Origin of the sequence: Enterococcus sp. AZ103, from assembly GCF_051714685.1 — a bacterium.
Classification (GTDB): domain Bacteria; phylum Bacillota; class Bacilli; order Lactobacillales; family Enterococcaceae; genus Enterococcus_A; species Enterococcus_A alishanensis.
The window spans coordinates 1,726,921-1,752,958 of the sequence record NZ_JBIOSI010000001.1 but is presented as its reverse complement, the minus strand read 5'-3'; the positions used below and the strand labels follow the sequence as shown (position 1 = coordinate 1,752,958).

The window sequence follows — 26,038 nt, the reverse complement described above, 5'->3', positions numbered from 1 at the left end:
CTACTTTTCTAACTGTTTGACAGCCTGCATAAATTTATCGCCACGAATTTCAAAACTTGAGTATTGGTCCCAACTAGCATTTGCTGGTGACAATAAAATATTATCATCTTCCGAACTTTCAGCAAAAGCAAGTGGAACTGCAGTCTCAACATTATCCGTCAAAATAATTGTCTTAACATTTGCTTTTTTAGCTGCTTCAGCCAATTTGTCTTTGGTTTCGCCAAATAATACAACTGCTTTTAAATTGCTTAATGCTGGAACTAATTCATCAAAGCTATTACCGCGATCTAGCCCACCAGCAAGTAAAACAACTTTTTGATTTTCAAAACCACTTAATGCCATCTCTGTCGCTAAAATATTGGTTGCTTTCGAATCATTATAAAATTTTCTACCAGCAATATTCCCAACAAACTGCGTGCGGTGAGGAACGCCATTAAAATGACTTAATGCTTGCTGGATGCTGACTGTTGATACACCTTTTATTTTTGCCACTGCTATTGCAGCCAAAGCATTTTCAATATTGTGTAGGCCCGGTACACCTAATTCATCAGCCGACATAATTTCTTCATCTAAAAAGAATAGTTTACCATCCTCAAAATAAGCGCCATTTTCTAGTTTTTCTTCAACGGAAAAAGGAATAACCGATGCTTGAGTAGTTGAAGCCAACTGGCGTAACTCTTCAGTATGCCAATTAATGACTAGATAGTCCTCACTGCCCATATTCTGTTGAATTTTCCATTTTGCTTCAACGTACTCTTCACGAGTACCGTGATAATCCAAATGAGCTTCATAGATATTTGTAATCACAGCAATGTGCGGTTTAAACTCTTGGGTCCCCATTAATTGGAAACTAGATAATTCCACTACCATATCATCGTTTGCAACTACTTTTTGGGCTACCTCACTTGCCGGGAAACCAATATTCCCTGCCAGGTAAGCTTTACCTTTATTTCGATCTTGATTTAACAATAGACCAATCATAGTAGTAGTTGTTGTCTTACCATTTGTACCAGTAACGCCAATAATTGGAGCCTCCGAAATTTGATAAGCCAATTCAACTTCAGTCACAATCGGAATATTCAAACTCTGGGCTTTTTCAACTAACGGATTACTATAAGGTATCCCTGGATTTTTGACCATCAACGCAAAATCTTCATCCAACAGTTCAATTGGGTGGCTACCTGTAATTACTCGAATGCCATTTTCCAATAATTCTTGCGCAGCCGGATTACTTTCAAATGGCTTACCATCATTTACAGTAACAAGCGCGCCCAAGTGATGTAACAACTTGGCCGCACTAAGTCCACTTTTAGCTAATCCTAAAACCAATACTTTTTGATTTTGATAGTTGGTAATTTCTTTCATGCTAATCCTCTCCTACAATACGATTGCTAATACGATAGCGGCAGCAATGAATTGGATAATCCAAAAAATAGTATCAATTTTCCATTCTGACCAACCACTCATCTCAAAATGATGGTGCAAAGGGGACATTTTAAATATTCGTTTCCCGGTTAATTTAAAAGAGGTCACTTGTAACATTACACTAGCCGTCTCAAAAACATAGATGATTCCTACGAATAAGAGTGTCCATTCTTGATGGAGCATAATAGAAATTGCCGCTAATAACCCACCTAAAGCTAGTGAACCAACATCTCCCATAAAGATTTTTGCTGGTTTTTTATTATAAGGAAAGAAACCAACCAATCCACCAATCACACTTAAACACATCACTAATACTTCATACTGCTGTTGCTTCCAGGCAATTAATGCATACGTAGCAAAGGAAATAGTTCCTAGACCTGAAACAAGCCCATCGATACCGTCAGTTAAATTCACAGCATTAGAAAAACCTACTAGCCAAATAATGACAAACAAGCCATAGAATAAACTTAATGGAACTTGTATCCCAAATAAGTTTAATACATTAGGATAGCCTTCCATCAAATATACGATGTAAAAAACTAATGCACCAACAACTTGACCAATAAATTTTTGACGAGATGTTAATCCTTCATTTTGTTTTCTAACTAATTTAAGATAATCATCTAAAAATCCAATGATTCCATAGACTAACAAAACAAACAACAGAATGAAGAGATTGGCTGAAGAAAACATCCCCTGCCAAATCCCCACCCACACGCCAGTAATGACTGCAGCTGTCAGAAATCCTAAACCACCCATTGTAGGTGTACCAGCTTTAGTATTGTGCCATTTAGGGCCTTCTTCACGGATTTCTTGACCTTGTTTTTTCATTCTAAAATATCCAATCAACAAGGGCATCCATGCGACAGTAATCGCAAAACTACTGACAAAAACTATAAACAAACGTGGGGCATCCATTCTTTTCTCTCCCGTCTTATCCTAAAGTAACTCTTAATTTTTTCTTTCCAATTGTTTCATAAGGATCAATGTTTTGCTTGGTTACGGTACCTTCACCATTGAAGGTTACATCAATATCTAAAATATTGGCTAGCTTATTCACATCTGATTTGGACCATCCACGAATGTCTGGCATGGTTAATTTTCCATTCGTCGCTAAAATTAAGCGCCCATTTGACATCATTTTGGTTCCAGCTTTAGCAGATTGTTTTTTAATCGTATCTCCTGTTCCAACCACTACTGCTGTTAAGCCAGCTTTGTTTACATCACTAGCAGCTGTATCACGATCAACATTCCGATAATCCTTAACCGCTATTTTTGAACTTTCATTTCCACTTTCATCAGTTGTTTCTGAACTTTCAGTTGACTCGAAATCCATTGCTCTTGTTAATAATGGATTTGCTATTTGACCCAATGTATCAGCTGGATAACTTTCTGGTTGTTTAATAGTTAAATATAAAATGTATTCAGGGTCCTCAGAAGGCAACATTAAAGCAATAGAATAAATATAATTCGTTGTACCTGTTAAATAGCCATTGCTACCAGCGATTTGTGCTGTACCAGTTTTACCAGAAATATTATAATCGCCCACTTCATATTGTCCATAGGCTGAACCATAATTTTCACTCTCAATTACATCTCGCATATATGTTCTGACAGTTTGAGCAGTTTCTGCAGTAATTGGTTCCCCAACTACTTCTGGTTCAGTTGTTACTTCTGTATTGTTATTTGGATTCACTACTTTTGAAATGTAGTGAGGCTGTAACATTTTACCATCATTTGCAATGGCTGTAAAACCGCGCATCATTTGAAAGTTCGTTACGCCAATCGCTTGTCCATATGAGCTCATGGCACGATCGACCACATTACTTGTTGGTAAAGAGCCTGAGACTTCACCTGGTAAACCTGAATAGGTACTACGACCAAAGCCAAATTGTTTCAGATAATCAATCCAAGTACTTCCTAATCGTTGCTCTTGCATAACCATTCCGACATTACTTGACCAAGACAAAGCTTGTCTCATAGTTAAAACACCTTTGGCACCAAAATCGTGATCATTGATGGTTGTATCTCCAATAGTAATCTTTCCTGAAGTGTAGGTTTCATCAGGATCAAAAATCCCTTCGTTGACTGCTGCAGCCGTAGTAAAGATTTTCATGGTAGAACCTGGTTCAAAATTATCTTGAACTAAAAAGTTTCGCCATGCTCCTTCGTCATCTAAGCCTTCTTTTGTTTCTGGATTGAAAGTTGGTCGTTGTGACATCGCCAGGATATCTCCCGTTTTTGCTTGCATCAACATCGCTGACATTTCAGACGGATTCGTTTCACTATCGACTTTATCCATTAAAGTTTCTAAATAGCTTTGTAAACCAGCATCCAGCGTCGTATAAATATCTTCTCCATTAATTGCTTCTTTTTTATCAGCCACTGTACCAGGAATTGCTCTTTGAGCACTGTCTTTTTCGTAGACGATTTTTCCATCAGTTCCACTTAAGACATCGTTATAAGCAGATTCTAATCCCATACGTCCAACCAGTTTTTCATTTTTATTTGTTGAAGCATAGCCAACAAAATAAGAAGCAAAAGAACCATTAGGATACATCCGATCTGTATGTTCAGAAAAGTACAAGCCTTTGACTTTAGCTTTTTTCATTGCATCTTCAATATTTTGTTTCTGTTCTTCTGAAATATTTTTTCCTTTAGAACCAAATTCAACTTGGTAATACTTGCTGGAACCATCACTGTTCATTCCACTTTCTAGTGTGTCCACAGCCGTTTTCTTTTTTATATCCAAGTTATTATGTAAGATAGTTGCTAATTTGTTAAAATTCTTTTCTTGAGCGTAAAGCTTTTTATTGTTAGAAACATAGCTTTCAGAAAGAACCGCATAAACAGAATAAGATGTGGCATCTTCTGCAATCGCCACACCATTTCGGTCATAAATCGTTCCTCGTTTTGCTTTCACAGTTTCTTCACCGTTATATAATTCGTTGGTTTTTTCTTCAAGCGAAGTTCCAGCAACATGTCCACCAGCCACGACATAGATCAATCGCACGGCAAATAAAAAGAACAACACAATACTCGTAGCAAATAAGATAATGCCTACTTTCTTGCGGTTGTTCATTGGCGTTAAATTCTTTTTGCGGATCTTGCGCTTTAATTGTTTAAAGCTCATTTATTTCACTTTCCTTAAATTATCGTCATTAATAGTTAAACCTGCATCTTCAGCAGCTTTCTTTAAACGATCAGATTTTGAGAGTTCATTTTTTTCTTGTTCCAATTGGTTTGCAGTTTTTTGTTTGCTGTCAATTTCCGTTTGCGTTTCAGTAATATCATTTTGAATCTTGCTGATATCATTTCTTAAATTGACCATTACAATAGAAAGAACGATTAATAAAGTAATTAAACCTACTGCCGCTATTTTTTCAAAACGGCTAGTTCTTTTTAAACGATCAAGAGGGGAGACAAAGACCTTAAAAGAATCTGGTGTTTGATTGGTTTGTTCAAGATTATCAATCAATGGTTGTTCAGCTTTTTTTGGTTCAGCCATCCTCTTTTATCCTTCCCTCATTCTCTCCGCAATCCGTAATTTCGCACTTCTGGCACGATTATTATCAGTTAATTCTTCATCAGATGCGATGATTGGTTTTTTATTTACTAGTTTTAATATCGGTTGAAATTCATCTGGTACAATTGGCAATCCAGGTGGCAAGTCTTTAGGTGAACTGTATTCTTTGAAGATGGATTTTACAATTCGATCTTCTAATGAGTGAAAAGTAATGACACTCACTCTTCCACTGACTTTAATTAATTGAACTGCTTGCTCTAAAGAGTCTTCAATAGCCCCTAGTTCGTCGTTCACTGCAATGCGAATCGCTTGGAAGACTCTTTTTGCTGGGTGACCGCCTTTTCTTCTAGCTGGCGCTGGAATAGCTTCTTTAATAATCTCAACTAATTCACCGGTTGTTTCAATCGGTGCGTCCGCTCGTTTTTTTTCTATCAATCGAGCAATTTGTTTTGAAAATTTTTCTTCCCCGTAACGATAGAAGATTTTTGTTAATTCTTGAAAAGAATATTCATTCACAACATTATAAGCACTAAGGCTAGCAGATTGATCCATCCGCATGTCTAAAGGTGCATCTTGATGATAGCTGAAACCACGTACTGCTTCATCTAATTGTGGAGACGAAACACCTAAATCATATAAGATGCCGTCAACTTTCATAATACCGATATTATTTAATTCTTCCATTATATTTCGAAAGTTTGCTTTAATAAATGTTACTTGATTTTTCTCAACGTATTTTGCTAAATAACCCTTTGCATGGTCAATTGCAATTTGGTCTTGGTCAAAAGCGTATAAATGTCCTTGATGACCTAGTTGGCCTAGCAAGTACTCGCTATGTCCAGCGCCTCCCAAAGTACAATCAACATATATACCATCTGGTTTAATTTCCAAACCATCCACTGTTTCATGTAGTAAAACAGTCGTATGTTGAAATTTTGTCATGGTCGCGCCTCTTTTCTAAAAACCAAAATCAATCATTGTTTCAGCTATTTCATCAAAATTTTCTTCAGTTTCAGCGGTAAATTCCCGCCATTTCTCTTCGCTCCAAATTTCTATTCGGTTAGCGACACCAATAACCACACAGGCTTTTACAAGTTCTGCATGATCTCTTAAAGTGGTAGGAATATTTATCCGACCTTGTTTATCGATTTCACACTCGGTAGCAGCGGAATAAAAAAACCGAACAAACGAGCGTGTATCTTTTTTAGATAACGGCATAGAAGATAATTTTTCTTCTAATTGAGACCACTCAGCCAGAGGATAGCCAAATAAACATCCGTCCATTCCCCGAGTCACAACAAACTTTTCTCCCAGTTGCTCACGAAGTTTTGAAGGGACAATTAATCGTCCTTTAGCATCTATATTGTGTTGGAATTCCCCCATAAACATCAGGATTCCTCCTCTATCTCCCACTATCTGAATTTAGTCTACCACAATCCCCCACAATCTACCACATTTTCTAAAATATCAACTTCTACTTGTCTGATCTTTTCTAACCAAACTGGTGTTAAGGTAAAAACAGTTAAAATAAAAAGTTTTCTTAAAAACTTTTTAGATAAAAAAACTAACGATACTGGCGATAATCACCACAAAATACATCAAAAAAGAAACCAAAAATGCTAAGCGCCAAAACATTTTAAAAAAGCGACGATACAAAATTTCTCGATAGCGAATTGCTTGAAAAATCACCACCGCAATACCTATACATAAAATCGTTAATAAAATATATGGTAAGATCGATAATCCATAAGTCAGTTTAGATATTTCGTGCATCCCAATAATTAAAAAAGGAACAGTAATATCTGGAATTCTTATATTAAAACGATCCCTTAAATGTAACGTCGTATAAAGATAATTCGAAGCAAAAAAAACAATAACTGGAAAAATATACCACAAAAGTAGCATAGGTGAAAATGAATTCACAAACGACATCCTTTCTATAAAAAGTATCATCCTTTGACACTATACTTTAAAATTATTACAAATTTGTTTCATCTCTATAAAAATATACTAGTTTAAAGAACATTTAACAAACCTTTTTTGCTTTGAAAAGGATAAAATTTTCTTATTATTCGTTTTATTCAAAAATGAGCGATTGCATCTTGAAAAATAATCAAGTATGATGTTGTTGAGATACTATAAGGATGGTGACAACGGTGAACGCAAAGAAACCCACCAGTACATTTTCTAAAGTGACAAAGATTGTCGTGTGGACGATGTTGATCTTCACGATCGGCTCACTTGTTTTAGGAAGTTTAATTAGTGTAATGAATTAAAAAAATGGACTGAAAATCTCCAGAGACTTTCAGTCCATTTTTTTATTTTTTTGCTAATTGTAACAATTCTCTCGCATGTTCTAAAGCTAACTCAGTAATCTCCGTTCCAGCTAACATTCGAGCAATCTCATCAATTCTTTCAGACTCTGTTAATTCTCCGACTTTTGTAATGGTCCGACCATCAGAAACTTCTTTTACAATAAATAATTGTTGATCCGCACGTGCAGCCACTTGTGGTAGATGAGTAATACAGAGTACTTGCGAATTTTCTCCAATTTGATAAATTTTATCGGCGATAGCTTGTCCTACTCGTCCAGAAACGCCGGTATCAACTTCATCAAATACAATACTAGTTAAGCCTTGCGTTTTTGAGAAGATCGTTTTTAAAGCTAACATAATTCGAGAAATTTCCCCACCAGATGCAACTTTTACTAAAGGCTTTAGTGGTTCTCCTAAATTAGTTGTAATGTAAAACTCAACGGCATCAATACCAGTTTGTTGAAAATCGATGGTTGAGAAAACTACACTAAATCGAGCATTTTCCATATACAATTGCTGTAATTCCTGTTGAATCTCCGTTTCCAATTGTTCAGCCATTTTTTTTCTTAATTGACTAAGCTCTTCTGCTTGTTTTAATAAAGCCAGTTCTTGTTTAGCCAATTCTTTTTCTAAATCTTCTAACTTATTACCTGAAAAATCTGAATCCAATAATTCTTGACTAATTTTTTGGTAATAAGTTAAAACATCTTCAATCGATTCTCCGTATTTACGTTTTAATTGATGAATTAATTCCAAACGCTCATTGACTAGCTCCAAACGTTCTTCATCCAATTCTAAACTATCTAATTGCCGACCAATTTCACTAGCTGCTTCTTGCAATAAGTATAAAGCCGAATGCATATTATCCGATATTGTTTGGAATTCCCTATCCAAATTTGCAATACTCAAAATTTCAGAACTAGCTGCACCAACAGCATCAATTGCAGAAAAATCTTCATTTGATAATGTTTGATAACCATTTTTTAAACTATCAACAATTTTTTGGTAGTTCATCAATTTATCTCGCTCTTCAACTAATCGTTCTTCTTCTCCGACCGTTAATTCTGCTTGCCCAATTTCTTCTTGTTGAAAGGTTAACATGTCAATTCTCTGAGCAAAGGATTGCTCATTTTTTTTGTATTTATTAACTTGGTTGGCCAAAGTTTTATACGCTTGATATTTTTCTTCATAGGTTCTTTTTTTACTTTGAAATTTTTCCAAACCAAAACCATCTAGCAATTTCAGATGGGCTTCTGGATTCATCAATTCTTGGTGATCATTTTGCCCTTGGATATCCACTAAAAAGTGGCCAATCCGACGTAAATTAGCTAAAGTAACAATTCGGCCATTTACCCGACAGACACTTTTTCCAGAAATATTCAAATCACGTTGAATAATTAACTGATTGTCTGAAACTTCAATGCCCAACTCATCAACCACACTTATAAACTCTGGTTGCTCAGGCACATCAAATAGTCCTTCCAACAGGCATTTCTCAGCACCTTGACGAATAAACTCAATCGAAGAACGTGCGCCAGCCAATAAACTTACCGCATCAATAATAATGGATTTCCCGGCTCCAGTTTCTCCAGTTAAAGCGGTCATTCCTTTTGAAAATGGTAAGTGGAGTTTAGAAATGATGGCAAAATTTTCAATTGTTAATTCTTGTAACATTTTTTCACCTAATTTCTTTGAATTCGAATAGTGATATCCTGCTGAATTTTATTGGCATACGCCTCGGTACGCATAATCATCAAAACACTATCATCATCATCTAAAATAGCAAATAACTCATTGCTGAATTGACGTTCCAATAAATTAGCTACTGCTGAAGCGTTTCCCGGGTAGGTTTTTAAATGAACAAATTTTTCCATTTGATCAACCTGAATGATCGCCTCTTTTAATAAGTCTGACAATTTTTCGTTAATATTTTCATCGGCTTTTCGTGGCATACTATAACGATATCCACCATTTTGCGCAGGAACTTTTACTAATTTCATTTCTTTAATATCACGTGAAATGGTTGCTTGCGTCACCTCAACACCTTTTTGATTTAACAAAGCAACAAAGTCTTCTTGTTTTTTGATGTCGTGATCATTTAATAATTGTGTAATCATTTGATGGCGGTCTTTTTTTCGCATTTTTTCACCTCTAATCCAATTGTTGGTGCGCATCATTTACTACTGCAGTTAAGTCAATTCCTGCTGCAATCTCACCAGTTGTCTCACTTGCAACTAAATGCGCTAAAAATTCGATATTGCCTTCTCCACCAGTAATCGGTGAATAGGTTAAGCCAGCTAAATCATAACCTGCATTTAATGCAAAATTGGTAATTTCTTCAACGACTTGTAGATGAATTTTCGGATCTTTAATAATCCCTTTTTTACCGACTGCGTCTCTTCCAGCTTCAAACTGTGGCTTAATTAATGCGACGACGTCTCCGCCTTTTTTTATAATTTCATGAAGAGGCGGTAAAATTAATTTTAACGAAATAAATGAGACATCAATCGTTGCAAAATCTGGTTGTCCCTTGGTAAAGTCAGCTGGTTTTGAATAACGAAAATTGACTCGTTCCATCACTTCAACTCGTTCATCTTGGCGAATTTTCCAAGCCAACTGATTATAACCTACATCTAGTGCATAACTCATTCTTGCCCCATTTTGCAAGGCAACATCAGTAAATCCACCAGTTGAAGCGCCAATATCCAAAACGATTTTTGCAGCAATCGAAAGATCAAAAACTTTTAAAGCTTTTTCTAGCTTTAAACCACCCCGTGAAACATAAGGTAGCTTTTGCCCCTTAAGTTGTAGCAGAGTATCCACTGGAATTTTTTCTCCAGCTTTATCCAAGCGTTCATTGTTTTGATTGTAAACTAAACCGGCCATTACTCCTCGTTTCGCTTTTTCGCGGGTTTCAAAAAGTCCTTGATTAAAAGCCAAAACATCGACTCGTTCTTTTTTCATTTAGACTTCCTCCAGTTTCAACAAAGCAACAATTTCATTTAAAACAGAGCCATTAAAATCCGGTTCACTAGCTAATGTTTGAATGACTTTTTCAGCGGCTTTTAGTTCATTTTTCAAAGCCTCTTTTGCACCATTTAAGCCTAAAAGATTTGGATATGTACTTTTCGCCAGTTTCTGATCTTGATGAACATTCTTGCCTAAATCTTCAGTCGTTCCAATCACATCTAACAAATCATCTCGAATTTGAAAGGCTAAACCAATATGTTCTCCTAGTCTTTGTAAAATATCTAACACTTCTGGAGTTTGCTGTGCTAAAATGCCACCAGCCATAAAGGCATAGGTTAAAAGAGCTCCGGTTTTTTCACTATGAATTTGTTGCAATTCTGCTAATGAAACAACTTTACCTTCAGCTTCAGTATCACCCACTTGTCCAGATACCATACCGCTTGTACCGCTAGCTTTAGTTAACAATTGTAGCAATAATAATTTTTCCATTGATGCTAAATTGACTTCACTTAACAATTGGAAAGCTAGAGTTAGTAAACCATCGCCGGCTAAAATTGCCAATGCTTCTCCATAAATTTTATGATTGGTCGGCTTACCGCGACGCAAATCATCATTATCCATCGCCGGCAGATCATCATGAATCAATGAATATGTGTGAACCATTTCCAAACTCGCCGCAACTTGATAAAAAGGAGTGGTTAATTTTTGCTGGAAAGCATCAGCTACTGCTAAAACAATTAGTGGACGTAGTCTTTTTCCTCCTGCTGTCACAGAATAGCTCATACTTTCTTTTAGTGAATTGCTTAATGTATTCTTTTCGATGTATTCGAGCATCTCTTTTTCCACTTGAGGGAGATTTTTTTCTGAAAAATCAGTCAGCATTTATTGTTCCTCACCTTCAAAAGGTACCAGTCGATCATTTTCGGTCATCATTTTAGTCAGTGTTTCTTCCGCTTTTGTTAAAGTATCTTGGCACTGCTTACTTAAAACCATCCCTCTTTGAAAAACTGCTAGAGCCTCTTCTAAAGGTACGTCACCTGATTCTAATTTTGTTACAATTGTTTCTAGTTCTGCTAATGATGCTTCAAAGCTGACTTCTTTATCTGATGCTTTCGCCACTATTTTTCCTCCTTGATTTTCTTGATTTCTGCTAACACTTCTCCATCGCTAAAATGAATCTTTATTTGGTCTTGAGGTGTTAATTGACTGACAGATTTAATGAATTGATTTTCCTTAGTTGTATAAGTAAATCCACGACTCATTGTTTTTAAAGGGCTGAGTAAATCTAATGCAACCATTGCATTTTTCAGCGCTTGTTCTTTTTGATTCATCAGTTGGCTAAATGATTGATTTAAACGTTGTTGCAAAAAGCGCAAGTTTTGCTGATTTTGATTGACGCGATTAATAGGCGTATTTTTCTCTAATTGATTATGTAGCTCCAACCAGGCCTTTTCTGAAGTATTTAAAAGATTACGCATATTCTGTTTTAAGCTTTGATTTAACCGATCTAACTGAATGCTTTGATTTTCATATAAGCGATTTGGCTGCCGGAATATATAAGAATCCATCAACCGATCATAACGTTCTTTCTTGCGTGCTAACTGATTTAAAAAAGCTTGTTCCAAACGAGTTTGCTTATCTTTGATTTTTAAGACCTCTTCATTTAAAACAGGCACTGCTAATTCAGCAGCTGCTGTTGGTGTAGCCGCACGAACATCTGCTACTAAGTCGGCAATAGTTGTATCAGTTTCATGACCAACTGACGAAATAATCGGAATAGGGCTTGCTGCAATTGCTCGAGCAACTATTTCTTCATTAAATGGCCACAAATCCTCAATCGAGCCGCCGCCACGTCCAATAATCATGGTATCTACGTCAAGCTGCTCAGCCCGCTGAATATTTTTAACAATATCGGCAGCTGCTCGATCACCTTGTACAACAGTTGGCAGCAAAATTAACTGTACTATCGGATAACGTCGTTTGACAGTCGTAATAATATCCCGGATCACTGCCCCACTAGGACTTGTCAGAACTGCAATTTTTTTAGGAAAACGCGGCAAGGTTTTTTTGGGCAAATTAAATAAGCCTTCCTTGCTTAATTTTTCTCGCAGTTCTGCTAATGCTTGATATAGTGCACCCACACCATCTGGTTCCATGTGTTCAACATAGATTTGATAAGCCCCACTTGCTTCATATAAAGCAATCCGTCCAACGACTAAAACCTTCATTCCTTCTTTAGGGGCAAATTTCAATTTTTGAAAAGCGCCTTTAAACATCATAGCTGAGATCTTAGCCCGATCATCTTTCAAACTGAAATATTGATGGCTGTTGGGACGATTTCTAAAATTGGAAATTTCCCCAGTTAAATAAACCCGTTCTAAATAAGGATCAGCATCAAATTTACGTTTAATATATTTTGTTAAAGCAGTTACTGTTAGATATTCTTGTGCCATTTACTCACCAAATTTCTGACGACGACAAGCTTCAACTGTTTGCTGCATCAGCATCGTTATTGTCATTGGACCAACCCCTCGTGGAACAGGAGTAATATAACTTGTCAAAGGTTCCACTTCGTCAAATTTTACATCACCAATCAATTTTCCAGACTCATTTCGATTCATGCCTACATCAATTACAACCGCACCCGGTTTAATAAATTCCTTAGTCACAAAATGTCCCTGCCCAATGGCTACAACTAAAATATCTGCCTCCCGGCAAACCTCAATCAAATTTTTTGTTTTAGAGTGGGCATATGTAACTGTGGCATCTTTTTCTAACATCAAAATACCCATTGGTTTACCGACAATATTACTACGTCCTAAAATAACCGCACGTTTACCCGTTAAATCAATATTATAGGCTTCAAACATCTTCATGATGCCATAAGGCGTACAAGGAATTGTATGGGGTACCCCAGCCAATAATCGACCTAAATTCATTGGGTGGAAACCATCAACATCTTTAATCGGATTAATTTCTAATAACACTCGATCTGCATTAATATGCTCAGGTAATGGTAATTGAACTAAAATCCCATGAAAATCATCGTTTTGGTTGAAAATTTGAATTTCTTTAATTAATTCATCTTCAGTAATGTCAGCTGAATAGTGCTGCTCTTTTGAATAAATCCCAATTCGTTCGGCTGCCAATGATTTATTTTTTACGTAAATTTGACTTGCTGGATTGTCCCCTACAATTAAAACAACCAATCCTGGACGTATTTTTTGTTTTTCCAGCTCACGTACTTCTCTTTTTGTTTGTTCTTGTAAGTTATCTGCTAATTCTTTCCCGTTAATTAACACTGACATACCTTCACTTCCTCATAATTATAGCAATGGAGCTCAGATAAATTCTTAAAAAAGACTCATCTCAGCTCCAGTAATTGCTTATTTGTCTAGCTCGTTCATAATTTTTGATAATGTACCATTCACAAATTTTCGTGAAGTCTCATCACTGAAAGTTTTTGCTAGTTCAATCGCTTCATTTAGTACGACTTTATTAGGAACCGCCTCATTATAAAGCATCTCATAGATCGCCAACCGTAAAATAATTAAATCCATCTTGGCAATTCGATTGATTGACCAGTTGGTACGTAAATGCTTTTTGATGATTTCATCAATTTCAGTTTGATGGGCCACAACACCACCCACTAATTCATCTAAATATACTGGGATAAAATCTTCTTCATCCTCAGCAACAAAATCCATTTGATCCAAACTCAAAGCATGGTTAATCGCATCTTTTTTAGTTAGTTCTTGATTAAAATCTAAAGGAAATAAAGCTTGTAATGCTTTTTCCCGAATCTCGTGGCGAGATAGTTCTTTACTCATTTTCTTCCTCTTCATCATTAAATAATTCTTGTAACGTCGGTTGCTCCATTTTTTCAGCAACTACGCCAACAACATGGATATTGACTTCTTGTAAAGCTACATCAGTCATGAATAAAACTTGTTGTTTCACTCGTTCTTGCATAGCCATTGCAACTTTAGGAACAGAAGTCCCATATTCTAAATAAGTATATAAATCAACTTTTAAGCCATCTTCATCATTAGTTAAATAAACGCCTTTACCGTGAGTGTTTTTACCTAATAATTGATTCACATTGCTAGCTAAAGTGCCCCGCATTGCATAAACACCCTCAACTTTTGCAGCAGCAATCCCTATGATTACTTCAATCACTTCTGGGGCAATAATAATTTCACCAAGTTCTTGTGGTTGACCTAAAATTAATTTTTCTTCTTCTGCCATATTTATCGCTCCTATAATCTGTCAAAATTTTTAAGCTCGTGAGACGTAACTGCCATCAGTGGTATTAATCACTAATTTGTCTCCTTGGTTAATAAAAAATGGGACGTTTACAGTTAGTCCAGTTTCTAAAACAGCTCGTTTTCCACCGCCTGACGAGGTATCCCCTTTAATGTTCGGTTCTGTTTCTGCAACTGTTAATATCACGGTGTTTGGTAAATCCACACCTAAAATTTCTGAACCATACATAATCACATTGACTTCAGTGTTTTCCAAAACATACTGCATTTCTGCTTCAATTTGTTGATGAGGAATTTCAATTTGATCGTAACTATTTACGTCCATAAACACATGGTTGGTCCCATCGTCATAAAGATATTGCATCTTACGATTATCGATTTGTGCTTTCGCAACTTTTTCCCCGGCACGAAAGGTTTTTTCTTGTACCCCACCAGTGCGTAAATTCTTTAATTTTGAACGAACAAAAGCCGCACCTTTACCAGGTTTCACGTGTTGAAAATCAACGACACGCCATATATCTCCATCAAATTCAATTGTTAAGCCTGTTTTAAAATCATTTACTGAAATCATTCTTCGTGTTTCCTCCCTGTGTTGCTATCTTCCTAGTTTATCATTTCTTTTATTTTCTTGCTACTACTAGAGAATGATTAACTCTTTTGAACTCTCAGTTAAAATTTGGTTGCCTTCTGCCAGAATTAATAAGTCATCTTCAATCCGAACGCCACCAAGATTTGGAATATAAATTCCTGGTTCATTAGTTACAACATTTCCCACTTTTACTAGTTGGTCATTTCGGCGAGATAGGAGTGGTCCTTCATGAATTTCTAGTCCAATACCGTGACCGGTCGAATGTCCAAAATTTTCACCATAACCAGCAGTTGTAATGATATCTCGTGCTACACCATCTAATTGTGCACCACTTACACCAGCCTGTGCAGCATCTAAAACCGCCAACTGAGCATCAAGTACAATTTGATAAATTTTCCTTAGTTCTTCACCAGGATCATCAATTGCAAAAGTGCGAGTAATATCAGAAACATAGCCTTGATAAACACAACCAAAATCTAAAGTAATCATATCTCCCGGCGTAATAACTTTTTCACTCGCTACACCATGAGGTAATGCAGAACGAATGCCACTAGCCACGATTGTATCAAAAGAAACACCTGTTGCACCTAAAGACCGCATATAAAAATCTATTTGATTAGCAACTTCAATCTCCGTCATACCAGGTCGAATTGTTTTTAAAATATATTCATACGCTGCATCAGCAATCGTGCACGCTTTTTTTATAATAGCTACTTCGTCATCATCTTTAATTTCTCTCAAACTTTCAATCAGACCGCTAGCTGGAGATAATTCAATCGCTAAACTTTCTTCAAAAACGGTGTAATCAGCAAAGGTCATTTGGGTATCTTCAAAAGCTAGGACTTGCAATTGATTTTTTTCAATAATGTCTATAATTGTCTCAACAATATTTCCACTATGCTGTAAAATAGTAAAATCTGCCACTTGCTCAGCCGCTTGTTCCATGTAACGAAAATCAGTAATAAAATAAGCTTCTTCCAAAGTAATTAATGCCATCCCAGCTGTCCCAGTAAAGTTAGTTAAATATCTAAGATTTGCTGGACTGGTTACTAAATAGCTATCAACGACTTCTTTTTTCATTAATTCTCTTAGCTTTTCTGTTCTTTTAATCATCTTCATCACCCATTCACCATTATACCAAAGTTATTGGAAACAATCTTAAGAGTTCACAAAAAAACTGATAACTTATTTGTTATCAGTAACGACTCGTTATAAATGATACAACTGCCACAATAATTACTGCTCCTAAAATGGAAGGAACTAAAGCCATCCCAGCTATATGCGGACCCCAATGGCCAAAAATCATTTCACCAATATAAGAGCCAGCTAAGCCAGCAATAATATTAAAAACACAACCAGCTTTATTTTCTCTACCAGCAATTGCACCACCAATTGCACCGATGATTGCTCCAACAATTAAACGTAATAACATTTTTCACCTCCAAATTTTTAGTCAAAAGTATCTCCATCGTCTGCTGCAGAATGGAAAGCTTTGACTTTTTCTAAAACAAATAATACTAAAACTAAAACTAAAATGGCCATGGATAAAAATAAAGTTTCCACACCACTACCGTGAGCTAATAATAATTCCCGTAAAATTGCTGTAATACTAATTAAAATTAAATAGCGCACTGGAATATGATGTCCTTCTTTAACGTAACGCATCAGCATTAAAATAATTTCTAACAAAATAAATAAAGTCGCTACTTCTTCAATTAAGATTGATAATTCAGAAATAGACTCTAAAGGAATAACATGGCGCACAATCGTATAAACTGCCTCCACCATGACTACTAGGACAACGAGAACTAATATTGCCAGCACAACATCAATAATCGTGCTAACTATTTTTTCAAACAGCTTAAATTCTTTTCCCATTAAAAACTCCCCTTTCACTTAATTATAGCAAAGAGGAGCATAAATCGTTAAAATATTCGCTTTTTTTGCTGAATGGATTAGTCAAAGGCTTGTGTTGCTGAAACGGCTTTTTTCCAGCCGAGATAAAGTTTCTCTCTTGTAACCTCAGCCATTTTCGGCTCAAACATGTTACCACCTTGATCTAGTTTTTTAATTTCATTCAAATCCCGCCAAAAACCAACAGCTAATCCCGCTAATAATGCAGCACCTAAAGCAGTGGTCTCTAAATTATTTGCCCGCCGTATAGGTAGATTTAAAATATCAGATTGAAATTGCATTAAATATTTATTATCAGCCGCTCCACCATCAACCTTTAATACAGGAATTTCAATTCCCGTATCTTCTTCCATCGTGTCTATGATATCTCGAACTTGGTAGGCAATGGATTGTAAAGTGGCTTTCACAATATCTTCTCGGGTTGTACTGCGGGTTAAGCCAAACATCGCACCTCTAGCTTCTTGATCCCAATAAGGCGCACCCAATCCTACAAAGGCCGGAACAACATACACTTCATTGTCATTCGTGGAAGCCTCTGCAAATTTTTCTGAATCACTGGCCTTTTCTAACATTTTTAGACCATCACGCAGCCATTGGATGGAAGAACCCGCCACAAAAATACTTCCTTCTAATGCATAATAGACTTTTCCATTAATACCGTAACCAATAGTAGTCAGTAAATTATTTTTAGATAGCTGTGGTGTTTCACCAGTATTCATGACAATAAATGAGCCTGTACCGTAAGTATTTTTTACCATACCAGCATCAAAAGCTAATTGACCAAATAAAGCGGCTTGCTGGTCACCTGCCATGCCAGCAATTGGCACTTCACCACCATAAAAATGATAACTTTGAGTCATTCCATATACTTCTGAATTAGTTGCCACTCTAGGTAGCATAATTTGGGGAATATTCAACAATTCCAAAATTTCTTGGTCCCATTCCAATTGATTAATGTTAAATAACATCGTTCGGCTTGCATTTGAATAATCAGTTACATGGGCTTGTCCGCCAGTTAATTTCCACAACAACCAAGTATCGATTGTACCAAACAACAAATCTCCGTTTTCAGCTCTTTCTTGGGCGCCAGGAACATGATCTAAAATCCAACGAATTTTTGTCGCTGAAAAATAAGCATCAATCACTAACCCCGTTTTTTGATGAAAATATTTTTCGTAGCCTGCAACTTTTAATTGATCGGCTATTTCTGCTGACTGTCGAGACTGCCAAACTACCGCATTATAAATTGGACGACCAGTGTCTTTTTCCCATACAACTGTCGTCTCGCGCTGATTCGTGATACCAATACTAACAATCTGAAAAGGTTTAATATCTGATTCGATAAAAGCGCCAGCAATCACCGATTGTACTGAATTCCAAATTTCATTTGCATCGTGCTCTACCCAACCATCTTCGGGAAAATATTGAGTAAATTCTTTTTGAGAAGAAGCCACATTCTTACCTTGTTGATTAAAAATAATTGACCGCGAACTGGTGGTTCCTTGGTCGATTGCCATGACGTATTTTTCCACTTGATTTCCCCCTCGAAACAAAACTATTCTTTGCTAAATGTAACATTTCCACGATACAAGCTCAAATTAACCGGTATTTTTCTAGCGACAAATTCAGCACTACAGCTACTATCAGTTAATACGAAATCTGCTGGGGCTCCAACTTTTAACCAACTATTTTCACCAAATGTTTGTTTGCCAGTCACTAATTCTAAACTATCGCTTAATTGTTGTTGGCTCGTTTGTTTAAAGATTTCATTGTAGCGATTCAATTTTTCTAAAACATTGCCATCACCAAAAGGAGACCATGAGTCGTAAACATTATCACAGCCTAATGCAATATTGACCCCTGCTTGCCGTAATTCTGCTAATGGTGGAATGACACCATCTAAAGGTACACTAGAAAAAACAGAAATACCTGTCTGTGCAAGTTCAGTAAAAAATGCTGTTTTTTGATCTTTTGGTATATCTCGCAAACCAAAACCATGAGAGATTGTCACACGATTTTGCCAACCACTTTGTTTTGTTAGTCGCAACAATTCTTTAAAGGTATCATATCCTGCTTGATTACGATCATGAATATGAATATCAATTGGCACATCAAAACGAGTTGCCAATTCAAAAGTCTGGTGCAATGATTTTTCAAAATTTCCATCTAATGAAGCTGGGTCGACACCACCGACGATTGTAGCGCCATTTTGTAAAGCTATCTTCATTTCTTCATAGGCATTAGATAATAATAGTCCATGTTGCGGAAAAGCTACCAACTCATAATCGAATTTACCATGATATTTTTCCAATGATTCTAGTGTCTGCTGTAAATATTTTTGACCAATTTTAGGATGGACATCAATGTGAGAACGGAAAAAAGTCACACCGTTCGCTAATTCTAATTTGATTAAATTATCCATTCGTTCAGCAAACGACAACTCCAAATTTTCTAAATCAATCAATTCTTGCGTAAATCGTTCAACAATTGAATTTGCTGACTTAATGGGTTCCCAAGGGACGCCTAATTTACTTTTATCAAAATGACAATGCATTTCACGTATACTCGGTAACAATAATTGCCCGTTACCATCGATGTCTTCTGCAGAGATAGATTGATTCTTTGCTTTTTCAAACGCAATAATTTTCCCATCATCAATTTTTATATCCATTAATTCCGTTGCCGTCCCATAAGTAAAGCCAGCATTTTCTAAATACTTTGTTTCAACCCGCACATTGTTTAAGCTTTTCATCGCAATTCTCCTTTGTTTTCTAATATATTTATGATACCGTTCTCAATGAAAAATGCAAAGAAAGAGAGATAGAAATTATTTTCTACCTCTCTTGATAATTATTTTTTTAGACAGCTACAACTGCGTGAGACATTTCTGCCATATATTTTCCAACTGCTGCTCCTGGTTGAACCTTTAAGCCGCAAGCATTGAAAGATTTTTCTAAAACGCCTAAAACTTTCACCATATCTTGCTCCGTAATATTTCCCATATGACCTAATCTAAAAGCTTTACCAGCATAAGCACCTAATGCACCTGCTACAATAACGCCATTGTCATACATTGTATTTCTAAATTCAAGATCATTCATTCCTTCAGGATAGATGACATTACTTAAACTAGAAGCTTGGCGACCTTCAGTAGCTAAAATTCTACAACCAATCGAAGTCAGCGCAGCTCGAACAGCGGCAGCATTTTGTTCGTGACGTTTACTGCGTGCTAAGACACCTTCTTCTTTGATAATCGCCGTCGCTTCTTTCATTGCCCAAACTAAATTTACAGCAGGAGTTGCGAAGTATTTTCCTGGGTCTTGCATGATTGGCAACCATTTTTCAAAATCAATATAATAATCTGGAATCGTTCCTAAAGATTGGCGTTTAACTAAAGCTTTTTGACTCGCCCATAAAACAAACATTCCAGGACTAACACCAAAAGCTTTTTGCGAACCAGTAAACATAATATCAATATTCATGCCATCTACATCAGCATATTCTGCACCTGTTGCAGCCACACCATCAACGATATAAATTGTTTCTGGATATTTTTTTAGGACTTCTCCGATTTCAGCAATTGGTGCTACCACAGCAGTTGACGTATCCACATGACTAACAGTGATAGCCGTGTAATCTTTTTTAGCTAATTGCGTATCGATTTGTTCTGGTGTAATCACAGTGCCCCAATCAGCTGCTAATACATCAACATTTAACTGGCGACGTTGGCAAATTTCAATAAAGCGATCTCCGAAGAATCCATTGGAAACAACTAAAACATTATCACCGGGTTTCGTTACATTAGCAATCGCCATTTCCATTCCTAAAGTCCCTGTACCTGCTAGGGGGAATGTTTGACCAGAGCAATTAAATAATTCACCTAAATCATCAATTAATTCTTTATAATCTTTTACAAAGCGAGGATCACCAAAAGCTTGGACATCTCTAGCCATTTCATTTTGAATTGAACGAACCACCGGTGTTGGTCCTGGGATCATTACTAATACATCTTTTTCCATTTTTATGCCTCCAATTATTTTATTATTGTGGTTTATTTGGGATAAAATCTAAAGGATTTGGTCCTGCAACGCCGATAAACATAAAAGGTTCATCACCAGTATTTTTCACCCCATGATGATCACCTGGTTTTGAAATAATCATGTCTCCGGCTGAAATCTCAACTTCAGCATCATCACCAGGATAAAAAGTGCCTTTTCCTCTTAAACAAATCCATAAATCATCAGCTGCCTTGTGGGAATGTTCAACTAATTCTTGACCCGGATGTAAACACCAAATGGCTCCGGCTGTCCTTTCTGTCTCATAGAAAAAATTCTTTTTAGCAGCCGCTTCATCAAACTGAGCAATTTCATCTAATTTAAAAATTCTTCCCTCTAGCTTTGCTTGTGACATTTTTATCCATCTCCTTTAATTACTGATTGCTTGACTATAGAATAACCAATAAAGAAAACGATTACTTTAGCTCTACTAAACAATTCTCTTTTTCTTTTTGTACAAATGTGATAAACATCACAATATTATTTTTAAAATGAAAAAAAGAATGCTTATCCGAGAATTTCTCTCAAATAAGCACTCCATATTTCTTAGATTTTAAGCTTTTGCTTTATTTTTAATATTCACTAGCATGAAGGCAACAGCCCCTACGACTAATAAAATGACCGCGATGTAAAAGCCCATTACTTTTGAACCAGTGACATCAGAAATCCCACCAGTCAATGCTGGAGCAATTACTGAAGACATCATGCCAAAGAAATTAAATACGCCTAAGGTTGTACCGATACCAATTTGCGGCGCATTTTCCCCAAGCCACGCAATGATAATTGGTTCAACAGCTAGTTTCCCTAAAAATCCGTATAAAATTAATGCAATCAATAGGAAAGTCGCATTGGTTGCTTGAACTGTAAATAACAGCATTAAAGCAGCTAAAACTTCTAATACGATAATAAACTGAACTTTACGGTGCATAAATTTATCCGCTAAACGGCTAAAGAATAATGCTCCTGGAATAGATGCAAACGCTACTAATGAAGCAGAAAAACCAATTGCTGCACCTTGGAAACCACGTTCAGTTCCTAAGAAATTTGGTAACCAAGTAACTGTCATATAATAGCCATAACAAGTTGCAAAATATAAAATATAAACACTAATCATTTTTAAAGAGAATAATTTTGAAAATGAAACTTTTTGTTTAGTAACTGGTTCACTTTCAACTTTTTCTGCTTTAGCTTCAGCTTCTTCAGCGATTTGAAGAGCCCGCATATCATCTTTATGGTTCCGCACGATAACTGTAAAAGCAACCAGCATACAAACTACCATAAAGGCTGTAATATACATCATTGTTTGCCAAGGCAATCCTTTTTGCGCAACTAAATAACTAGAAAGAATTAAACCTAAACCAGACCCTACAGCTGATCCGCTGTTAACAATTGCCGTAGAAAAACTTTTTTTGTCTTTTGGAATATTTTGAGAAGTCAATGAATAGGCCGATCCGTAAAATGAACCACAACCTAAACCAGCAAGCAAACTACCTGCATAAATAACTGCAATTGAACTGGCTTGTGAAATTAATAACGCCGCTAACCCAAAAACAATAAAGCCGGGCAGTAACACTTTTTTCTTACCAATTTTATCAACTAAAAAACCAGCGGGAATTTGCATAATGACATAGCCTAAAAAATAAAAACTTGAGATTGAGCCTAATGCTGTATCTGAAACATTTCCACCTAAAGATTCACGAATTTGTGGGTAAACAGGTGATAATGCTGACCGGTAAATCCAAATAGTGACCCAGCCTAAACATAATAGAATAACAATCTTTTTCCAATAAGCAAAAGTCGTACTCGTTGTCGCCTTTTCTTCCATTTCCTTTTTCCTCCTAATTTCACTACAAGAAAATTATTATCCAACACTTAAACCATTCATTTTGGATAAACCATTTCCTAAAAATCAGGACTGTCTCATAATTTTTTTTTACGAAACAATCCTTTAAAAATTTATTTTGCGTATTCTGACAAGGCATAGCTACTGCCAGCCCCAACTTCAAATTGATAACCTTGATTTTTTAAAACTGTTTCAAAAGCACTTAAGAATGACAATACGTTTTCTTTACGGCTGCTATAACCCATGTTACCAACACGCCAGATTTTTCCTTTTAAATCACCAAAAGATGAAGCAATTTCAATCTTATAGTGATCTAACAATAAAGCACGAACTTTTTCGCCATCAATACCTTCAGGAATTAATACTGGGATAACAGTTGGTGTTTTTGTTCCTTCGTTCCCAAACATTTTCAAGCCCATTTTTTTCATGCCTTCAGTTAAGATTCGGTTATTTTCTTGATGGCGAGCATAAGCATTTTCGATACCTTCTTGTAACAATAAACGTAAACCTTCATGTAAACCATAAATCATAGTAGTTGCTTCTGTATGATGGTTTAAACGTTCAGGTCCCCAATATTTTTCCAATTGTGATAGATCTAAATAATTACTTTGGATATGGCGGTCATTTCTAGCATCAGCACCTAAACCCAATTCTTTTTGGTAACGGCCAGCTACATATTTTTGTACACGATCATTGTAAGTAATTAAAGATAAACCAGAAGGAACACTCAAACATTTTTGTGTGCCTGCTACAGCTAAATCAATTTGCCATTCATCAACTTTTGTTTCAGTACCACCGAATGTTGCCACCATATCAACAACAAAGAAAATATCATTTTCACGGCAAAATTGACCGATTTCAGCTAATGGTTGCATTTGGGCATTGGCTGTTTCTCCATGTACCATGGCAACAATTTTGGGTTGATGTTCTTTGATTGCAGCAATCACATCTGCTTCAGCAAAAGGTGCTTCCCAATCTTTTTCTAAGTAAACAACATCGGCATGTGCCCGTTCGCAAATTTCGCCTAATAGATAAGCAAAACGACCATAACAAGGAACCAATACTTTGTCTCCTGGTTCGATTAAGGCAAACAAGCCTGTTTCTAATCCAGAACGAGAAGTTCCATCGATGGCGAAAGCTTGTTCATTTTTCGTTTGGAAAGGTACTCTTAGCATTTCTTTGACTTCGTCCATGATTTGTAAAAATTCTGGATCAAATTGACCTAAGATTGTTTGTCCCATTTGTCTTAAAACTGACGGATGCGCTTCGACCGGTCCAGGCGTCATGATTGTTCTTTTAGTAAATACTGGTTGTTGATACATATTAATATCCCTCATTTCGTTTTTTTCATCTTTATTATCCAATGAAATCGTTTTACTTTCATTAGTCACTTTGCACTATTCAAACGCTTTTTTTATCTGTTTTGTATAAATAATTTTTGTGTCAAGATGAATTATTCTATATAATAGTAGATAGAATGGAGGTTATTATTTTGAAAACGCTTAATGATCTGTTAACTTTGCCTAGATTTTCAGATTTAGAAGTTTTATCCACCCATAAAGATTTGAATCGTCCATTGGAAACTGTTGAAATTACGGAAACACCAGACGTTGCCAATTTTATTCCTGAAAATGCCATTGTTTTAACAACTGCCATGATCTATCGTGATGATCAGTTAAAAATAAAAAAATTAATCGACTCTTTAATTCCAATTAAATGTGTTGCTTTAGGAATTAAAGTCGGTCGCTTTATTGAGGAAATTCATCCTGAAGTTATTGCCTATGCTTCTGAAGTCAATTTACCTTTGATTAAGATTCCTAGTACACAGCCTTTAGGTGGCTTACTTCACCAAATGCTGAGTTATTTATGGGATTCAAAAACTCAGCAGATGGCCTTCGCCTTTGATGTTCAAAAAAGATTTTCTTACTTATTGACCCATGATGTAAATAATGCTCGTTTTATCGCTGAGTTCGGTAAAATTTTAAATACACCCATTATTTTACTGAACCCTTGGCACAAAGTAATTGCTCATTCTAAACATTTTTCCGGCACACAAAAACCAGCATCCTTTTATGTCGATCAATTATCACAAAAAAATTTCAAGCGAATTGATCAAGAAGAACAGGCGCTAGTCATTCAGGACATTGACGGCAAACCGTTGCAAATCTCGGCTATGCCGATTCATGTTAACAATTATTTTCCTTATTATTTAATCATTCTTGAGCCAGAAAAAATGCCCTATCCAATCTCTGAATTTGCTATAGAACAAGCCTTGTTAGTCTTAACTTTTATTCTCTATAAAAATCAAAAAGTTGAAGAGTCTTATGATAATCTCAAGACCGACTTTCTTAATCAAATGTTGGATGCTTATCAACGAACCTCTACCGAACAACAAAACTGGTTGGATTTAGGTAAGAACTATGGATTAGTGGGCAATAATTACTATCAGATTGCCATCGTTTATTTTACAACTGACCAAACAACTCAAACTCGTGAACGTTATCAACAAGAAGAAGCTCAAATCATTTTAAATTGGTTAAAAGAAAATCTTCCCCTAAAAATGCGGGATGTCGCACTTTTCAAATTAAAAAACCGTAACGAAAGTGTCTTGATTTTTCAAAATGAACATGAAGGCATCACGCAAGTCTTAGAGGATCTCTCACAAGAATTACACACACTTTTACCTATTCAAATTAAATTTGCTTTAGGAAATGCTTACCAGACTTTAGATGAGCTGACCAATTCCTATATCGAAGCATCCCAAACTTTGGAAAACTGTGACCAGTTAGTCGATGCACCTTTGGTTCAGCACTTTCAACCAAAAGGCTTAGCAGGATTATTGAAAAAAATTGGTGATAAGGATGTTCATTACTTCTGTGAAAAAAATCTGAAAGAATTGGCTTATCCAGTCGAACCAACTTTCCAAGAATTGCGTAAAACCTTAAAAACCTTTTTGGATTTCAACTGCGAAATCACTAAAACCGCCAAAGTCTTGTTTCTACACCGTAATACGATTAAATATCGCATCAATCAATGTGAAGAATTATTAGATTTATCAATTACCGATCCTGAAAGCAATCTTATTTTACGAGTTGCTTTAGAGTTATCTGAGAACTAAAAAAAGGAGTGCTGAATT

The 26,038-nt window shown here is 36.1% G+C and carries 28 protein-coding genes; 2 read left to right on the top strand and 26 right to left on the bottom strand.

The window, feature by feature from the left end:
* The 7 genes from murD to ID741_RS08780 form a co-directional block, all read right to left on the bottom strand.
* Complete coding sequence (gene murD / locus ID741_RS08810; RefSeq protein WP_438719752.1) at positions 1-1,365, bottom strand: UDP-N-acetylmuramoyl-L-alanine--D-glutamate ligase; 1,365 nt, start codon at positions 1,363-1,365, stop codon at positions 1-3.
* A gap of 12 nt (positions 1,366-1,377) precedes the next feature.
* Complete coding sequence (gene mraY / locus ID741_RS08805; protein ID WP_218324883.1) at positions 1,378-2,343, bottom strand: phospho-N-acetylmuramoyl-pentapeptide-transferase; 966 nt, start codon at positions 2,341-2,343, stop codon at positions 1,378-1,380.
* A 16-nt stretch (positions 2,344-2,359) separates the two neighbouring features.
* Positions 2,360-4,558, bottom strand: coding sequence for a penicillin-binding protein (locus ID741_RS08800; RefSeq protein WP_218324882.1), 2,199 nt, complete (start codon positions 4,556-4,558; stop codon positions 2,360-2,362).
* The gene (gene ftsL, locus ID741_RS08795) at positions 4,559-4,933 is read right to left on the bottom strand and encodes a cell division protein FtsL (RefSeq protein WP_218324881.1); all 375 of its coding nucleotides are present in this window, start codon (positions 4,931-4,933) and stop codon (positions 4,559-4,561) included.
* Between the two features lie 6 nt (positions 4,934-4,939).
* The gene (gene rsmH, locus ID741_RS08790) at positions 4,940-5,893 is read right to left on the bottom strand and encodes a 16S rRNA (cytosine(1402)-N(4))-methyltransferase RsmH (RefSeq protein WP_438719751.1); all 954 of its coding nucleotides are present in this window, start codon (positions 5,891-5,893) and stop codon (positions 4,940-4,942) included.
* A 15-nt stretch (positions 5,894-5,908) separates the two neighbouring features.
* Complete coding sequence (gene mraZ / locus ID741_RS08785) at positions 5,909-6,340, bottom strand: division/cell wall cluster transcriptional repressor MraZ (RefSeq protein ID WP_218324879.1); 432 nt, start codon at positions 6,338-6,340, stop codon at positions 5,909-5,911.
* A 162-nt stretch (positions 6,341-6,502) separates the two neighbouring features.
* A complete protein-coding gene (locus ID741_RS08780; RefSeq protein WP_425514594.1) occupies positions 6,503-6,883 on the bottom strand; it encodes a DUF3397 domain-containing protein in 381 nt (126 codons plus the stop codon).
* A gap of 224 nt (positions 6,884-7,107) precedes the next feature.
* On the opposite strand from ID741_RS08780, the gene ID741_RS08775 reads away from it, so the two are divergent.
* Positions 7,108-7,227 (top strand): DUF4044 domain-containing protein, encoded by a 120-nt coding sequence (locus tag ID741_RS08775; protein WP_218324877.1) that lies wholly within the window; start codon positions 7,108-7,110, stop codon positions 7,225-7,227.
* A 42-nt stretch (positions 7,228-7,269) separates the two neighbouring features.
* On the opposite strand, the gene recN is transcribed toward ID741_RS08775, so the two are convergent.
* The 19 genes from recN to ID741_RS08680 form a co-directional block, all read right to left on the bottom strand.
* Positions 7,270-8,940 (bottom strand): DNA repair protein RecN, encoded by a 1,671-nt coding sequence (recN, locus tag ID741_RS08770; RefSeq protein ID WP_438719750.1) that lies wholly within the window; start codon positions 8,938-8,940, stop codon positions 7,270-7,272.
* Positions 8,941-8,948: 8 nt separating this feature from the next.
* Positions 8,949-9,407, bottom strand: coding sequence for an arginine repressor (locus ID741_RS08765; RefSeq protein WP_218324875.1), 459 nt, complete (start codon positions 9,405-9,407; stop codon positions 8,949-8,951).
* 10 nt (positions 9,408-9,417) lie between these two features.
* Positions 9,418-10,230, bottom strand: coding sequence for a TlyA family RNA methyltransferase (locus ID741_RS08760; protein ID WP_438719749.1), 813 nt, complete (start codon positions 10,228-10,230; stop codon positions 9,418-9,420).
* A complete protein-coding gene (locus tag ID741_RS08755; protein ID WP_438719748.1) occupies positions 10,231-11,118 on the bottom strand; it encodes a polyprenyl synthetase family protein in 888 nt (295 codons plus the stop codon).
* Positions 11,119-11,355: an exodeoxyribonuclease VII small subunit gene (locus ID741_RS08750; RefSeq protein ID WP_438719747.1), complete on the bottom strand. Its 237-nt coding sequence runs from the start codon at positions 11,353-11,355 to the stop codon at positions 11,119-11,121.
* The gene (gene xseA, locus ID741_RS08745; RefSeq protein WP_438719746.1) at positions 11,355-12,689 is read right to left on the bottom strand and encodes an exodeoxyribonuclease VII large subunit; all 1,335 of its coding nucleotides are present in this window, start codon (positions 12,687-12,689) and stop codon (positions 11,355-11,357) included. The genes ID741_RS08750 and xseA overlap by 1 nt, the downstream gene beginning before the upstream one ends.
* Positions 12,690-13,544: a bifunctional methylenetetrahydrofolate dehydrogenase/methenyltetrahydrofolate cyclohydrolase FolD gene (folD, locus tag ID741_RS08740; RefSeq protein WP_438719745.1), complete on the bottom strand. Its 855-nt coding sequence runs from the start codon at positions 13,542-13,544 to the stop codon at positions 12,690-12,692.
* Between the two features lie 78 nt (positions 13,545-13,622).
* Positions 13,623-14,066 (bottom strand): transcription antitermination factor NusB, encoded by a 444-nt coding sequence (nusB, locus tag ID741_RS08735; protein WP_218324869.1) that lies wholly within the window; start codon positions 14,064-14,066, stop codon positions 13,623-13,625.
* Positions 14,059-14,484 carry an Asp23/Gls24 family envelope stress response protein gene (locus tag ID741_RS08730; protein WP_218324868.1) on the bottom strand — a complete coding sequence of 142 codons (426 nt, stop codon included), beginning with the start codon at positions 14,482-14,484 and terminating at the stop codon, positions 14,059-14,061. The genes nusB and ID741_RS08730 overlap by 8 nt, the downstream gene beginning before the upstream one ends.
* Positions 14,485-14,514: 30 nt before the next feature.
* Entirely contained in the window at positions 14,515-15,072 is a 558-nt protein-coding gene (gene efp, locus ID741_RS08725; RefSeq protein WP_438719744.1) for an elongation factor P, read from the bottom strand.
* Between the two features lie 66 nt (positions 15,073-15,138).
* Positions 15,139-16,203, bottom strand: coding sequence for a M24 family metallopeptidase (locus tag ID741_RS08720; protein ID WP_218324866.1), 1,065 nt, complete (start codon positions 16,201-16,203; stop codon positions 15,139-15,141).
* An 82-nt stretch (positions 16,204-16,285) separates the two neighbouring features.
* On the bottom strand, positions 16,286-16,522 hold the full coding sequence (locus ID741_RS08715) for a GlsB/YeaQ/YmgE family stress response membrane protein (RefSeq protein ID WP_218324865.1): 237 nt from the start codon (positions 16,520-16,522) through the stop codon (positions 16,286-16,288).
* 17 nt (positions 16,523-16,539) lie between these two features.
* Positions 16,540-16,968 carry a phosphate-starvation-inducible PsiE family protein gene (locus tag ID741_RS08710; RefSeq protein ID WP_218324864.1) on the bottom strand — a complete coding sequence of 143 codons (429 nt, stop codon included), beginning with the start codon at positions 16,966-16,968 and terminating at the stop codon, positions 16,540-16,542.
* A 77-nt stretch (positions 16,969-17,045) separates the two neighbouring features.
* Positions 17,046-18,536 (bottom strand): glycerol kinase GlpK, encoded by a 1,491-nt coding sequence (gene glpK, locus ID741_RS08705; RefSeq protein WP_438719743.1) that lies wholly within the window; start codon positions 18,534-18,536, stop codon positions 17,046-17,048.
* Between the two features lie 23 nt (positions 18,537-18,559).
* On the bottom strand, positions 18,560-19,756 hold the full coding sequence (locus ID741_RS08700; RefSeq protein ID WP_438719742.1) for an amidohydrolase: 1,197 nt from the start codon (positions 19,754-19,756) through the stop codon (positions 18,560-18,562).
* 106 nt (positions 19,757-19,862) lie between these two features.
* Complete coding sequence (locus tag ID741_RS08695; protein WP_438719741.1) at positions 19,863-21,023, bottom strand: pyridoxal-phosphate-dependent aminotransferase family protein; 1,161 nt, start codon at positions 21,021-21,023, stop codon at positions 19,863-19,865.
* A gap of 22 nt (positions 21,024-21,045) precedes the next feature.
* Complete coding sequence (locus ID741_RS08690; RefSeq protein ID WP_218324861.1) at positions 21,046-21,414, bottom strand: cupin domain-containing protein; 369 nt, start codon at positions 21,412-21,414, stop codon at positions 21,046-21,048.
* 198 nt (positions 21,415-21,612) lie between these two features.
* Complete coding sequence (locus ID741_RS08685; protein WP_218324860.1) at positions 21,613-22,884, bottom strand: MFS transporter; 1,272 nt, start codon at positions 22,882-22,884, stop codon at positions 21,613-21,615.
* A 131-nt stretch (positions 22,885-23,015) separates the two neighbouring features.
* A complete protein-coding gene (locus ID741_RS08680; protein WP_438719740.1) occupies positions 23,016-24,224 on the bottom strand; it encodes a pyridoxal-phosphate-dependent aminotransferase family protein in 1,209 nt (402 codons plus the stop codon).
* A 170-nt stretch (positions 24,225-24,394) separates the two neighbouring features.
* Here ID741_RS08680 and ID741_RS08675 point away from each other — a divergent pair, with 170 nt between their 5' ends.
* Complete coding sequence (locus ID741_RS08675; RefSeq protein WP_218324858.1) at positions 24,395-26,020, top strand: PucR family transcriptional regulator; 1,626 nt, start codon at positions 24,395-24,397, stop codon at positions 26,018-26,020.
* Positions 26,021-26,038 lie beyond the last annotated feature (18 nt).